This is a genomic window from Kitasatospora brasiliensis (assembly GCF_032654805.1).
In the GTDB taxonomy this organism is placed as follows: Bacteria; Actinomycetota; Actinomycetes; order Streptomycetales; family Streptomycetaceae; genus Kitasatospora; species Kitasatospora brasiliensis.
In genome coordinates this window covers 577,574-591,279 of sequence record NZ_JAUOOW010000001.1, presented here as the reverse complement: position 1 = coordinate 591,279, position 13,706 = coordinate 577,574, and the positions used below count along the sequence as shown (strand labels likewise).

The 13,706-nt window shown below is 73.1% G+C and carries 12 protein-coding genes; 11 read left to right on the top strand and 1 reads right to left on the bottom strand.

Annotated elements, in window-relative coordinates:
- Positions 1 to 68: 68 nt before the first annotated feature.
- The 11 genes from mltG (QWJ13_RS02645) to QWJ13_RS02595 all read left to right on the top strand — a co-directional run bounded on the left by mltG (QWJ13_RS02645) (position 69) and on the right by QWJ13_RS02595 (position 12,011).
- Complete coding sequence (gene mltG / locus QWJ13_RS02645; protein ID WP_316520218.1) at positions 69 to 1,340, top strand: endolytic transglycosylase MltG; 1,272 nt, start codon at positions 69 to 71, stop codon at positions 1,338 to 1,340.
- A 188-nt stretch (positions 1,341 to 1,528) separates the two neighbouring features.
- Positions 1,529 to 3,442: an endolytic transglycosylase MltG gene (mltG, locus tag QWJ13_RS02640; RefSeq protein WP_316520217.1), complete on the top strand. Its 1,914-nt coding sequence runs from the start codon at positions 1,529 to 1,531 to the stop codon at positions 3,440 to 3,442.
- A gap of 43 nt (positions 3,443 to 3,485) precedes the next feature.
- Positions 3,486 to 4,316: a shikimate dehydrogenase gene (locus QWJ13_RS02635; protein ID WP_316520216.1), complete on the top strand. Its 831-nt coding sequence runs from the start codon at positions 3,486 to 3,488 to the stop codon at positions 4,314 to 4,316.
- A gap of 166 nt (positions 4,317 to 4,482) precedes the next feature.
- Positions 4,483 to 5,667, top strand: coding sequence for a chorismate synthase (aroC, locus tag QWJ13_RS02630; RefSeq protein WP_316520215.1), 1,185 nt, complete (start codon positions 4,483 to 4,485; stop codon positions 5,665 to 5,667).
- Between the two features lie 86 nt (positions 5,668 to 5,753).
- Entirely contained in the window at positions 5,754 to 6,263 is a 510-nt protein-coding gene (locus tag QWJ13_RS02625; RefSeq protein ID WP_316521606.1) for a shikimate kinase, read from the top strand.
- On the top strand, positions 6,256 to 7,347 hold the full coding sequence (gene aroB, locus QWJ13_RS02620) for a 3-dehydroquinate synthase (RefSeq protein WP_316520214.1): 1,092 nt from the start codon (positions 6,256 to 6,258) through the stop codon (positions 7,345 to 7,347). Before QWJ13_RS02625 ends, aroB begins: the two co-directional genes overlap by 8 nt.
- Positions 7,348 to 7,355: 8 nt before the next feature.
- A complete protein-coding gene (gene aroQ, locus QWJ13_RS02615) occupies positions 7,356 to 7,784 on the top strand; it encodes a type II 3-dehydroquinate dehydratase (protein ID WP_316521604.1) in 429 nt (142 codons plus the stop codon).
- An 89-nt stretch (positions 7,785 to 7,873) separates the two neighbouring features.
- Positions 7,874 to 8,623 carry an AAA family ATPase gene (locus tag QWJ13_RS02610; RefSeq protein WP_432277412.1) on the top strand — a complete coding sequence of 250 codons (750 nt, stop codon included), beginning with the start codon at positions 7,874 to 7,876 and terminating at the stop codon, positions 8,621 to 8,623.
- 79 nt (positions 8,624 to 8,702) lie between these two features.
- Positions 8,703 to 9,512: an Fpg/Nei family DNA glycosylase gene (locus tag QWJ13_RS02605; RefSeq protein ID WP_316520213.1), complete on the top strand. Its 810-nt coding sequence runs from the start codon at positions 8,703 to 8,705 to the stop codon at positions 9,510 to 9,512.
- 101 nt (positions 9,513 to 9,613) lie between these two features.
- Positions 9,614 to 9,940: a putative quinol monooxygenase gene (locus QWJ13_RS02600; protein WP_316520212.1), complete on the top strand. Its 327-nt coding sequence runs from the start codon at positions 9,614 to 9,616 to the stop codon at positions 9,938 to 9,940.
- A gap of 70 nt (positions 9,941 to 10,010) precedes the next feature.
- On the top strand, positions 10,011 to 12,011 hold the full coding sequence (locus tag QWJ13_RS02595; RefSeq protein WP_316520211.1) for an AAA family ATPase: 2,001 nt from the start codon (positions 10,011 to 10,013) through the stop codon (positions 12,009 to 12,011).
- On the opposite strand, the gene QWJ13_RS02590 is transcribed toward QWJ13_RS02595, so the two are convergent.
- Complete coding sequence (locus QWJ13_RS02590) at positions 12,008 to 13,681, bottom strand: hypothetical protein (RefSeq protein WP_316520210.1); 1,674 nt, start codon at positions 13,679 to 13,681, stop codon at positions 12,008 to 12,010. The genes QWJ13_RS02595 and QWJ13_RS02590 overlap by 4 nt on opposite strands.
- Between the last annotated feature and the right edge of the window lie 25 nt (positions 13,682 to 13,706).

Below are 13,706 nucleotides of genomic sequence, written 5' to 3'. Positions count from 1 at the left end.
TCCGTGCCCGTTTCGGATCGATTTGGATCGATCTGGATCGGCCTGGGACCGCCGAGGGGACGCGAGCCATGACCGACCAGGACTTCCACCCGGGACTCACACCCGGACACCTGGGCGCGCCGGTGCTGGAGCCGGAGGGCCGTCCGCCGGGTGCGCCCCGCCCGCGCTTCGATGCGCCGGATCCGCACCGACGGCGTAACGGACTGGCCTGCGGGCTCACCGCCTTCGCGCTGATCGCGGTGTTCGGCGGGATCGGGCTGACCGGGTACACCTGGCTCCAGGCGCAGCGCCGGCCCCCGGCCGCGGCCGACTTCGCGGGGCAGGGCACCGGCAGCGTCCAGGTCTCGGTGCCGGAGGGCGCCGGGCTGTACCAGATCGCGTCCGCGCTGGTCCGCAACGGGGTGGTGGCCAGTTCGCTCGCCTTCACCCGGGCCGCGAAGGGCAGCGCGGCGGCGGCCGGACGGATCCAGCCCGGGACGTACACGCTGAAGCAGCGGATGTCGGCCGCGGCGGCGCTCGCGATCCTGATCGACCCGGCCAACGCCAACGGCCTGACCATCCCCGAGGGCTGGCGCGGCTACCAGATCTACGCGGCCATCGACAAGAAGCTCAAGCTGCCCGAGGGCACCACCCTGAAGACCGCCCAGGAGCAGGGCGCCGAGCTCGGCCTGCCGGACTTCACCAACGGCAGCCCCGAGGGATACCTGTTCCCGGCGACGTACAGCGTCACCGAGGGCACCACCGCCTTCGACCTGCTCAAGCAGATGGTGGACCGGGCCGGCAAGGAGATCAGCCGGGACGACGCCAACGCGGTCGCGCCGAACCTCGGGCAGAGCGTCTACGGGCTGATCACCGTGGCCAGCATGGTCCAGGGCGAGGCCGACAACACCGAGGACATGGGCAGGGTGGCCCGGGTGATCTACAACCGGCTGGCCAAGGGCATGCCCCTGCAGCTCGACTCCACGATCAACTACGCGCTCGGCCGGTCGACCCTGAACACCTCGGTGACCGACACCCGGCTGGACTCCCCGTACAACACCTACCTGCACGCCGGGCTGCCGCCGACCCCCATCTCCAACCCGGGGCGGCAGGCGATCATGGCGGCGCTGGACCCGACGCCGGGGGACTGGCTGTACTTCGTCACCGTCAAGCCCGGGGACACCCGCTTCACCGACAGCTTCGACGTGCAGCAACGCAACGTGGCGGAGTTCAACGCCAACCGGGCGGCGGCCAAGCCCAGCGCCTCCGGGGCCACCGGCCCGGCAGCCCCCGCGGACTCCGGAGCGGCGGCGCCGGGCGGGTCCGGTGCGTCTTCCGGCACCGGTGCGGCGACTCCGTAACGGTGTTGTGTGCCGTCGGTGAGATCGCTCACTGACCGTGCGTCCGCCCGGCCGGGGGTAAGGCTGCGGTACGGTAACGTCTCCCTCCAGGCGCTGCGCTAGCACGCCGGTTCGAGAATCAGCCGGGACGACGTCGTCCCGGACGGCCGGTTCGATCCTCCGGTCGTCACCGTCGGTTAAGGGGATCGATGACCGATCTGGGTGGGGGCTACGGCCCCCAGGGCGAGCCGTGGCACCCCGGTGATCCCGGGCACGACGGCCGGCAGCCGGTCCCCGGCCAGCAGGACGGCCAGTGGCAGCAGCAGTACCCGCAGCAGGGCCAGCACGGCCAGCAGATCCAGCAGGGTCAGCAGCCGTACGGGGACGTGCAGCAGGGGTACGCGCAGCAGCAGCAACAGCAGCAGATGATGGCGCAGCAGGGCTACCCCCAGCAGCAGACCCCCCAGCAGCAGATGATGCAGCAGCAGGGCTACCCCGGCGGTCAGCAGGGGTTCATGCAGCAGCAGCCGCAGCGCGGCTACCCCCAGCAGGGGTACCAGCCGCAGCTCCAGCAGCCGATGCAGCAGGGGTACGGGCAGCAGGTGCCCCAGCAGCAGGTGCCGATGCAGCAGCAGGGCTACCAGCAGCAGGGCTTCCCCGGCGGCCAGCAGCAGGCGCAGCAGCAGATGCCCCAGCAGGTCCACCAACAGCAGGTCCAGCAGCAGGCGCCGCAACAGCAGCAGCCGCAGGCCCCGCAGCAGCAGGCCGCGCGGCCGCAGCCGGCCCCGGCGCCCGCGCCGGCCTCCGGCCCCGGCCCGGACGGGATCGACTGGGAGGCCGAGGCCGCCGCGCTGGAGGCCGGCGCCGACCCGGTCGGCGGCGCGCGCGAGGCCGGCACGGACGAGTGGGACGGCCACGAGGACGGCCGCCAGGGCGACGACCTCTACCTCGCCGAGCACGCCGAGGCCGAGGGGGTCGGCTTCCTCGGGGATCAGGACGACTCCCGCGAGGCGCAGAAGAAGCGCAAGGAGAAGGGCAAGAAGTCCGGCCGCCGCAACAGCGGCGCCTGCCTGGTGGTCTCGCTGGTGCTGCTCGGTGCCGTGGGCGGGGCCGGCTGGTTCGGCTACGACTTCTACCAGAAGCACTTCGGCCCGGCGCCGGACTTCACCGGCGAGGGCACCGGCTCCGTCCAGGTCGAGGTCAAGAAGGGCGCGGTCGGCGAGCAGATCGGCCTGGCGCTGAAGAACGCCGGCGTGGTCAAGAGCGTCGACGCGTTCAACGACGCCTGCAAGGCCGAGCCCAAGTGCGGCACCATCCAGTACGGCTACTACGGCCTGAAGAAGGAGATGCCGGCCGCCGCAGCACTCAAGGAGCTGCTCGCCCAGGCCGGCGGTACGGCGATCGTGATCCCGGAGGGCAAGAACTCCACCGAGATCTACACCGCGATCGACACCAAGCTGAAGCTGGAGAAGGGCACCACGGCGGGCGTCGCCCAGGCCCAGGTCGCCAACCTCGGCCTGCCGCCCTACGCGAACGGCAACATCGAGGGCTTCCTCTGGCCGACCCGCTACAACATCGCCGAGGGCATGAAGCCCGAGGACCTGCTCAAGCAGATGGTGAAGAACGCCACCGAGAAGTACGCCAACCTGGATTCGCAGGCCGCCACCGTGGGCCTGAAGAACGGGTACGAGGTGCTGATCGAGGCGAGCATCCTCCAGCGCGAGGGCAACAACCCGGAGGACTTCGCCAAGATGGCCAAGACCATCCAGAACCGGCTGGCCGCCGGCGGCGAGATCAACCACAGGCTCGGCATGGACACCACGCTCCAGTACTCGTTGAACCGCAAGGAACTCAACAAGAAGGACATGGACGACGCGTCCAACAAGTACAACACCTACATCAACCCGGGCCTGCCGCCCGGTCCGATCTCCAACCCCGGCGACGACGCGCTCAACGCGGTGCTCCACCCGGCGGACGGCAAGTGGCTGTACTTCATCGCGATGTCCCCGACCTCGACCCGGTTCGCGGAGACCAGCAAGGAGCACTACGCCAACGTCAAGGAGTACTGCCAGGCGGCCGGGCAGGGCTTCGACGAGGCGCGCGGCCACTGCACCAGCAAGTAGTCCCGGCCGCAAGACCGTTCGCACCGTTCGCGGAGAGGCAGCGTTGACCAGCAAGCACCGGGCGGCCGTACTCGGCTCGCCGATCGCCCACTCGCTCTCGCCGGACCTGCACCGGGCCGCCTTCGCGGCGCTCGGGCTGGACGGCTGGCGCTACGACCGTTTCGAGGTCGACGAGGCCGCCCTGCCCGGGTTCGTCGCCGGCCTGGACGAGGCCGAGTGGGCCGGGCTGTCGCTCACCATGCCGCTGAAGCGGGCGATCATCCCGCTGCTCGACGAGGTCAGTGCGACGGCCCGCGCGGTGGACGCGGTGAACACCGTGGTGTTCACCGCCGACGGTCGGCGCACCGGGGACAACACCGACGTCCCCGGGCTGGTCAACGCGCTGCGCGAGCGCGGGATCCGCGAGGTGCCCGAGGCGGCCGTGCTGGGCGCCGGGGCCACCGCCTCCTCGGCGCTGGCCGCGCTCGCCGAGGTCTGCACCGGCGAGGTGACGGTCTACGTGCGCAGCGCCGAGCGGGCCCGGGAGATGGCCGAGCTGGGCGAGCGGCTGGGCGTGGCCGTCCGTACGGCCGACTGGGAGCGCGGGGCCGAGGCGCTGGCCCGGCCGCTGACCGTCTCCACCACGCCGGTCGGCGCGACCGACGCCTTCGCCGACGCGCTGCCCGCCGAGCCGGGCGCGCTGTTCGATGTGCTGTACCACCCCTGGCCGACGGCGCTGGCCGCCGCCTGCGCCGAGCGCGGGGCGACCGTCCTGGGCGGACTGGACCTGCTGGTGCACCAGGCGGTGCTCCAGAGCGAGGCCTTCACCGGGCACACGCCCGGACCGCTGGCGGCGATGCGCGAGGCGGGGGAGAAGGCGCTCGCCGGGCGCTGAACCCGGTACTGACGTGACAGAGTGCGGCCGGATCGTGGCCGGTAGCTGTCCGTCACGCGGACTGTGCCGCCAGGGGCCGCTGGGGCATGAAAGGATTCAGGCACAAGGCACGCCCGGGGCGGGCCCCGGCGGTGCCGTGGTCCGGTCCGCTGATGAAGGAGCTCCGTTGGGTACGTTGCGCTGGCTGACGGCGGGGGAGTCGCACGGCCCCGCACTCGTCGCGACGCTGGAAGGCCTGCCCGCCGGTGTACCGGTCACCACCGACGTGGTGGCCGACGCGCTGGCGCGCCGCCGGCTCGGTTACGGTCGCGGCGCGCGGATGAAGTTCGAGCAGGACGAGGTGACCTTCCTCGGTGGTGTCCGGCACGGTCTGACCATGGGCAGCCCGGTCGCGATCATGGTCGGCAACACCGAGTGGCCGAAGTGGGAGCAGGTCATGTCGGCCGACCCGGTCGACCCCGAGGTGCTGGCGGGCCTGGCCCGCAACGAGGCGCTCACCCGCCCCCGGCCCGGCCACGCCGACCTGGCCGGCATGCAGAAGTACTCGATCGACGAGGCCCGGCCGATCCTGGAGCGCGCCAGCGCCCGGGAGACGGCCGCCCGGGTCGCGCTCGGCGCCGTCGCCCGCGCGTACCTGCGCGAGGTCGCCGGGATCGAGATCGTCAGCCACGTGGTCGAGCTGGCCTCCGCCAAGGCGCCGGCCGGCGTCGTGCCGCTGCCCTCGGACGAGGCCCGGCTGGACGCCGACCCGGTGCGCTGCCTGGACGCCGACGCCTCGAAGGCGATGGTCGCCGAGATCGACCAGGCCCACAAGGACGGCGACACCCTCGGCGGCGTCGTCGAGGTGCTCGCGTACGGCGTGCCGGTGGGCCTCGGCTCGCACGTGCACTGGGACCGCCGGCTGGACGCGCGGCTGGCCGCCGCGCTGATGGGCATCCAGGCGATCAAGGGCGTCGAGGTCGGCGACGGCTTCGAGCTGGCCCGGGTGCCGGGCTCCAAGGCGCACGACGAGATCGTCCCGACCGCCGAGGGCGTCAAGCGCACCTCCGGCCGTTCCGGCGGCACCGAGGGTGGCCTGACCACCGGCGAGGTGCTGCGGGTGCGCGCCGCGATGAAGCCGATCGCCACCGTGCCGCGGGCGCTCCAGACCCTGGACGTGCGCACCGGCGAGCCGGCCAAGGCGCACCACCAGCGCTCGGACGTCTGCGCGGTGCCGGCCGCCGGCATCGTCGCCGAGGCGATGGTCGCGCTGGTGCTGGCGGACGCGGTGAGCGAGAAGTTCGGCGGCGACAATGTCTCCGAGACCCGCCGCAACGTGCAGGGCTACCTCGACAACCTGATCATCCGATAATGAGCGAGCGTAGCGAGCGGCTGGAAGAAGGGGCGCCTCGGCGAGGCCGACGGCCGAGCGAAGCGAGGGCCGGGGGCAATTCGCCCATTGTGGTGCTGGTCGGCCCGCCCGGCAGTGGCAAGTCCACCGTCGGGCGGGTCCTGGCCGAGCGCCTGGGCGTGGGCTTCCGGGACACCGACGCCGACATCGAGGCGACGGCCGGCAAGCCCATCCCGGAGATCTTCGTCGACGAGGGCGAGCCGCACTTCCGCGCACTGGAGGCGGCGGCCGTACGGGCCGCGGCCGAGGGGCACGACGGAGTGCTGGCGCTCGGCGGCGGCGCCGTGATGGCCGAGGCCACCCGGGCGCTGCTGCGCGAGCTGCCGGTGGTCTTCCTGGAGGTCCCGTCGGCCGACGCGGTCAAGCGGGTCGGCCTGGACGCCCCGCGCCCGCTGCTGGCCGTCAATCCGCGGGCCCGCTGGCGCGAGCTGATGGAGGCCCGCCGCCCCCTCTACCTGGAGGTGGCCACCGCCGTGGTCGACACCGCCGGGCGCACGCCCGAGCAGGTCGCGGACGCCGTACTGGAAGCACTGGAGCTGAAGACCCCCCATGACTGACACCACCGTCCGGATCCACGTCGGCGGCAGCGCCGGCCACGACGCGTACGACGTGCTGATCGGACACCAGCTGCTCGGCGAGCTGGCGCCGCTGATCGGCGCCCAGGCCAAGCGGGTCGCGATCATCCACCCGGAGGCGCTGGCCGCCACCGCCGACGCGATCCGCGACGACCTGGTCGGCGACGGCTACGAGGCCATCGCGCTCCAGGTGCCCAACGCCGAGGACGCCAAGAGCGCCGAGGTCGCCGCCTACTGCTGGTCGGTGCTCGGGCAGACCGGCTTCACCCGCAGCGACGTCATCGTCGGCCTCGGCGGCGGCGCCACCACCGACCTGGCCGGCTTCGTCGCCGCCACCTGGCTGCGCGGGGTGCGCTGGATCGCCATGCCCACCACGCTGCTCGGCATGGTCGACGCGGCGGTCGGCGGCAAGACCGGCATCAACATCGCCGAGGGCAAGAACATGGTCGGCGCCTTCCACCCGCCGGTGGGCGTGCTGGCCGACCTCGGCACCCTGGAGACCGTGCCCAAGCACGACTACGTCTCCGGCCTGGCCGAGGTCATCAAGTGCGGCTTCATCGCCGACCCGGCCATCCTCGACCTGATCGAGGCCGACCCGGAGGCCGCGAAGACCCCGGCCGGCCCGCACACCGTCGAGCTGATCCGCCGGGCCATCCAGGTCAAGGCCGACGTGGTCTCCGCGGACCTCAAGGAATCCGGTCGGCGCGAGATCCTCAACTACGGCCACACCCTCGGCCACGCCATCGAGCGCAACGAGCGGTACAAGTGGCGGCACGGCGCCGCGATCTCCATCGGCATGCTCTTCGCCGCCGAACTCGGCCGCCTGGCCGGGCGGTTGGACGACGAGACGGCCGACCGGCACCGCACCGTGCTGGCCTCGGTCGGCCTGCCGCTGAGCTACTCGGCGGCCGCCTGGCCGAAGCTGCTGGACGCGATGAAGATTGACAAGAAGTCGCGCGGCGACCTGCTGCGCTTCATCGTGCTGGACGGCCTGGGCAAGACCTCGGTGCTGGAGGGCCCGGACCCGTCGCTGCTGGTCGCCGCGTACGCGGAGGTCTCGGCGTGACCAGGGTGATGGTGCTCAACGGGCCCAACCTCGGCCGGCTGGGCAGCCGCGAGCCCGACGTCTACGGCGCCACCTCCTACGCCGGACTGGTCGAGCGCTGCACCGCGCTCGGCGAGGAGTTCGGCTTCGAGGTCGAGGTGCACGAGACCAACTCCGAGCAGCAGATGGTGGAGTGGCTGCACGAGGCGGCCGACGGGAAGGTGCCGGTGGTGATCAACCCCGGCGCGTTCACCCACTACTCGTACGCGATGCGGGACGCCGCGGCCCAGCGCACCGCGCCGCTGATCGAGGTGCACATCTCCAACCCGTACGCCCGGGAGACCTTCCGGCACAACTCGGTGATCGCCGCGGTCGCCTCCGGCACCATCGCCGGCTTCGGGCTCGGCTCCTACGAGCTGGCGCTGCGCGCGCTGGCCGAGCAGCTCACCACGCGCTGAGCGCACGGGCGGTGGCCCGGCGGCGGACTGTGCCCGCCGCCGGGCCTCCGTGTAGTGTCCCGCTGAAAGGTGTCGGGAGGTGGGTGGCCGTGACGGAGTATGCCGGGGGTGGGCAGGTCCCGCCGCGTCCTGCCGCCCCGCCGCCCGCGCGGACGACCTCCGCCTCCCTGCCGGTCGGCCCGCCCGCCCCGCCGCCGTCCGCCGGGGGCACCGGGCACTTCGTCCTGCCGTCCGGCACGCCCGTCCAGCTGCCCGCCCACCCGCCGCAGCCGCACGCGCCCGCAGGGCCGATAGCCGTCCTGCTGATCGGACCGGCCGGGGCCGGCAAGACCACCGTCGCCCGCCACTGGGCCGAGCGGCGGCCCACCCCGACCGCGCACATCAGCCTGGACGACGTCCGCGAGTGGGTGCAGGCCGGCTTCGCCAACCCGCAGTCCGGCTGGAACAACGCCTCCGAGGCGCAGTACCGGCTGGCCCGCCGCACCTGCGGCTTCGCCTGCCGCAACTACCTGGCCAACGGCATCTCCTGCATCATCGACGACGCCGTCTTCCCGGACCGCCCGGCGATCGGCCTCGGCGGCTGGAAGCGGCACATCGGCCCCGGCATGATCCCGGTCGTCCTGCTGCCCAGCCTGGACTCGGTGCTGCGCCGCAACGCCCGGCGCAGCGGCACCCGCCGCCTCGGTGACGAGGAGGTGGCCCGCATCCACGGCCGGATGGCCGGCTGGTACAACTCCGGGCTGCCGATCATCGACAACTCCTACCTGGACGTCGCCGGGACGGCCGCCGAGCTGGACCGGGTCATCCTGGCCCGGCTGATGGGCGTCCCGGTCCGCTGACCTGCGCGGATGCCAGGCTGTCGGTGCCGGCTGCGATGATGGACGGGTCCAGTCGCAGCGCCCGGAGGAGCTGACGCCCGTGCCCGAAGGCCACATCATCCACCGCCTCGCCGGCGAGAACCGCAAGGCCTTCGGCGGCCGCCCCGTCCGGGTCTCCAGCCCGCAGGGCCGGTTCGCCGACGAGGCCAAGGTGATCGACGGGCAGCTGCTCACCGGCGCGGAGGCCACCGGCAAGCACCTCTTCCTCGGCTTCGAGGAGGGCGCCTGGGTGCACATCCACCTCGGCCTGTACGGCGGCTTCACCTTCGGCACCGGCCCGGCGCCCGAGCCGGTCGGGCTGGTCCGGCTGCGGCTGGAGGGCGACGACGGCTACGCCGACCTGCGCGGCCCCAACACCTGCGCGCTCGTCACCGAGGAGCAGAAGGCCGCCGTCGCCGCCCGCCTGGGCCCCGACCCGCTGCGCGCCGACGCCGACCCGGAGGCCGCCTGGCGGCGGATATCGGGCAGCCGGACGACGGTCGCGGCGCTGCTGATGGACCAGAAGGTGCTGGCCGGGGTGGGCAACGTCTACCGGGCCGAGGTGCTGTTCCGCCACGGCATCGACCCGCACCGGGCCGGGCGCGAGCTCACCCGCCCCGAGTGGGACGCGATCTGGGCCGACCTGGTCGCCCTGATGCGCGAGGGCGTCACAGCCGGCCGGATCGACACCGTCCGCCCCGAGCACACCCCCGAGGCGATGGGCCGCCCGCCCCGGGTGGACGACCACGGCGGCGAGGTCTATGTCTACCGGCGGGCCGCGATGCCCTGCCTGGTCTGCGGCACCGACGTCCGCACGGAGGAGCACGCCGCTCGAAACCTCTTCTGGTGCCCCAGCTGCCAGGCGGCGTGACCGCGACGCGCCCCCGTGTCCGGGATGTCCCTTCTGACCTGCGACGATAGACCCGGCGCCGACCGCTCGGCCGGCGCCCACGTGGAACGGAAGGAACCCCCATGATCTTCATCACCGTCAAGTTCCCGGTCCGCCCCGAGCGGGTCGACGGCTGGCTCGACCTGGTCGACGAGTTCACCCAGGCCACCCGCAACGAGCCCGGCAACCTCTTCTTCGAGTGGTCCCGCAGCGTCGAGAACCCGCACGAGTTCGTCCTGGTCGAGGCGTTCCGCGACGGCGAGGCGGGCAAGGCGCACGTGGAGTCCGCGCACTTCGTCAAGGCCATGGAGGACCTGTCGTACGCCGTGTCCGCCAAGCCGCGGATCGTCTCGACCGAGATCCCCGGCATGGACGGCTGGGCGGAGATGGGTGAGATCACCCCCCGGTGACAACCGAGTGCCCCTCCGGCCGGTCGCCCAGCCCGTAGGCTGGGGCCGACCGGCCGGAGGGAGCAGGCGGATGGAGCGGCACGAGGTGGTCAACACCGTGTCGGACGTACGGGTGGGCGGCCATGTGATCCAGGCCGGGACCATCGGCTCGATGCACGTCCATGAGTCCGAGACAGTGCCGACGCCGCATCAGACCCGGCCGCCTCGTGAGACCTTCGTCAACCGCGAGTCGGAGATCGCCCTGCTCACCGCCGCGTTGCGGCGGGTCGACGAGGGCCGGCTCGCGATCGTGGCCTTCACCGGGCTGGGCGGGGTCGGCAAGACCGAGCTGGTGGCGAAGTTCGCCAAGGAACGCGCGGCGCACTTTCCCGGTGGTGTCCTGTACGCCGATCTCAAGGCCTACCGGCACCAGGCCGGGGTGGATCTCGCCGGGGTGCTGGAGATGTTCTTGCGTGCGCTCGGGAGGAAGCCTCCGGACGAGGAGGGCGCGCGCTTCGCGGAGTTCCGCACCGCCACCGCCGAGAAGCGGTGCCTGATCTTCCTGGACAACGCCGAGCACGCCGCCGAGGTCCGCGCCCTGTTCCCGTCGACCGGACTGATGGTGGCCGCAAGCCGTGGACGTCGGCTGGGCGCGCTGCGCATGGACGGGGCCGAGGTGCGGGAGCTGGACCGGCTGAGCCCGGCGGCCGGTGCCACGTTGGTGCGAGGTTGGCTCGGGCCCGATCGGGGCGCCGACCGGGAGATCGCGGCGCTGGTCGAGCGCTGCGAAGGGCTGCCGCTCGCGCTGAACGCGGTCGGGGGTCAGCTGCTCGGCCGCTCTCGTCTGAAGGTAGGCCAGGTGGTGGCCGAACTCGGAGACCAGGAACGCAGGTTGGCCGTGCTGAACAATGAGGAGGGAAACCTCCGGCGGACCTATGACCCAGTGTACGAGCGGCTGTCGGAGCAGGCCCAGGCGCTCTACCACCTGATCGGAGTGCACCCCGGCCCCTTCGTGTCGGCCGAACTGGCGGCCGCGGTGGGCGTGGAGGGGGCGGCGGAAGCGCTGGACGAACTGCACCTTGTGCACTTGGTGGACGAGGTGGTGGACGACGGGCCGGGGGAGCGTTACCAGGCGCATGACGTGGTGCGGACGCACGCGTACGCCTGCGCCCGCGAATTGCCGGGCCGCGAGGAGCTTTTGGCTCGGGATGTGGCGTATTACCGGGGCCGGGCGTCACTCGCCGATCGTGCGCTGGGCAAGAGGCTCCGATTGCAGGAACCGACCGGCGACGACCTGCCGGGGTTCGACTCCGACGCCATGGAATGGCTGCACGCTGAACGCGCCAACCTGCGCGCGGTGGTGGAGGCGGCGGCCGCACGCGGTTGGCACGGTGAGGTGTGGCGGCTCTGCGAGTCGCTCTGGCCGCTGTACCACGGCCGCAAGCTCTACGACGACTGGATCGCGACCCACGAGCGCGGCATCGAGTCGGCCCAGTGGGACAACTGCCCGGACGCCGTGGTCCGGATGCGCAACCAGCTCGCCCGCGCCCACCACGAGCGCAAGGAATTCCGGCTCGCCGCCGAGCAGTTGGCGCTCGCCACCGAGCTGGTACCGCTGGTGGCCAACCGCCAGGTGGTCGGGGTGCTCCACGAGACGGACGGTCTGCTCTGCCTGGCCGACGGCCGCCCGGCCGACGCGGTGCGGCGGTTCACCCTGGCCCTGGCGGCGAACCGGGGTGACGAGCACGGCGAGATCGTCCAGAGCTACAACCTGGCGCAGGCGTTGATCGCCGACGGCCGTCCGGAGCAGGCGCTGACCCTGCTGGCCGAGGCCACGGCCCAGGCCGAGCGGACGCGGGACGAGGACATGCTGATGAAGCTGCCGCTGATCCGCGCCCGCGCTCACCAGGCGCTCGGGCAGCTCGACCTCGCCGTCGTCCAGGCGGAGGACTGCGCCCGGCAGGCCGCAGACCGGAGCCAGCCGGCGAAGGAGGCCCAGGCCCACACCCTGCTGGTCGCCCTCGCCGAGCAGCGCGGGGACGAGGAGCTGGCCGAGCGCAGCCGCGCCCGGCTGCGGGAGTTGCGGAACTAGGGCCCGGTGCGGAAGGACACCCGGGTGCGGTGCTCGCCGGTGCGGATGGTGAGCCCGTGCTCGGGGAGACCGGCCGGGTCGCCGCCGTCGGTGAGCCAGCAGGCCACCGCGGAGCCGAGCAGCAGCGGGTCGACGCCGGGGTCGGGGCGCTCCCAGTCCGGCTCGGCGCGGGCCTCCAGGAGCAGGCCGCCGCGCAGCCGGAGCAGGTGGCGGGCCGGGCCGAGGGCGGCCACCGCGACGGCGAGGCCGGGCAGTTCGGTGGCGGAGTCGGTGAGCCAGCGGGTGGCGGGGCGTTCGGCGCGCACCTCCGTCCGGGCGAGGACCTCCGCGGTGTAGCGCAGGGCGTCGCCGGGGTGTTCGTCGGTGAGGGCGTGGAAGCCGCGCGGGGTGTGGTCGTTCGGGTCGAAGGGGTAGCGCCGCAGGCTCACCTCCGTCCCCTCGCTCTTGCCCTCGACGTCGTACGCGGTGGGCCGCTCGGCGGTCTCGGGGTGCGGCGCGGGCTTGGGGTAGGGCGGCAGGGCCGGCTCGTCCGCGGGTTCGTCCAACCGGTCCAGGAAGGAGTAGAGCAGCGGGCGCAGCAGCCGGGCGGATTCGCCGCGGTGGGCGAGGGAGCGGTCGGTGATCCCGCGCAGGGCGGCCGGGTCCTGGGCGAGGGCCCGTTCGACCTGGGCGGCGAGGTCGCCGTCGGGGTCGAGGACGGGCGCGTTCTGGCCGAAGTCGTAGCTGGGGGAGCGCGGGTCGAGTTCGGCGGCGCCGGTGGCGACCAGCACGGTGGGGCGCTCCAGGGCGGCGCCGTAGAAGGAGACCGAGCCGTGGTCGCCGATCAGGAGGTCGGCGGCGACCAGGGCGGTCTGCCAGCCCTGGTGGGGCGGGATCAGGCGCAGGCCCATCCGGCGGGCGCCGTCGAGCAGGGCCTCGGGGTCGTGCCGGCTCCAGATGTTGGGGTGCAGCACCACGGCGACGGTGTACTCGTCGGCGGGCAGCCGGCGGACCAGCCGCTGGGGGAGGTCGGGGCGGCGGCCGAATAACGAGTGCTCGCTCCAGGTGGAGTTGACGACGACGAGCCGCCGCCCGTCGACGGCGCCGAGGGCGGCGCGGTAGCCGTCCCGGGAGCGCCGGCTGGCGAGCATCCGGTCGAAGCACGGGTCGCCGACCACCCGGGCGACGTCCAGCGCCTCGGGGCAGGAGACCCGCAGCCGGTCCAGTTGCTCGGGGTGGGAGAGGCCGAGGACGTCCACGAACACCCGTCCGCGGTGGGTGAGTTCGTTCCGGGACAGGCCGGCGGCGCTGACCGCGTCGCCGGTGGACTCGGTGACCAGGCGGTTGTAGCCGGCGCCGTGCGGGAGGACGACGAGGCGGGCGTCCAGGCGGTGCATGGAGGAGTGGACGGCGCAGGCGACGGCCAGGTCGAAGCGGCGGCGGACGGCGTCCTCCCAGTCCAGCACGGTGAAGCCGGGCAGGCCGTGCAGGTACTCGTCCAGGGCGCGGTCGGCGAAGGCGGAGCCGGGGTTGACGGTGAAGTACCGCTCGACGCCGTCCGGGCTCAGCAGGGTGAGGACGTCCAGGACCCGGGTGGCCGAGGTGAGGGTGCGGGCGACCGCCAGCACGCGGGCCCTGACCGGCCGGGTGTTCCAGCGGTCGGCGGGCCAGACGTGGGGGTGGGACGGCACACCATGATCGTACTCATCGGGCCCG

Excerpts from the sequence above, each read along its gene's own strand:
- mltG (WP_316520218.1), top strand. The coding sequence starts at position 69 with ATGACCGACCAGGACTTCCACCCGGGACTCACACCCGGACACCTGGGC.
- aroB (WP_316520214.1), top strand. The coding sequence starts at position 6,256 with ATGACTGACACCACCGTCCGGATCCACGTCGGCGGCAGCGCCGGCCAC.
- QWJ13_RS02595 (WP_316520211.1), top strand. The coding sequence starts at position 10,011 with ATGGAGCGGCACGAGGTGGTCAACACCGTGTCGGACGTACGGGTGGGC.
- mltG (WP_316520217.1), top strand. The coding sequence starts at position 1,529 with ATGACCGATCTGGGTGGGGGCTACGGCCCCCAGGGCGAGCCGTGGCAC.
- aroQ (WP_316521604.1), top strand. The coding sequence starts at position 7,356 with ATGGTGCTCAACGGGCCCAACCTCGGCCGGCTGGGCAGCCGCGAGCCC.
- QWJ13_RS02600 (WP_316520212.1), top strand. The coding sequence starts at position 9,614 with ATGATCTTCATCACCGTCAAGTTCCCGGTCCGCCCCGAGCGGGTCGAC.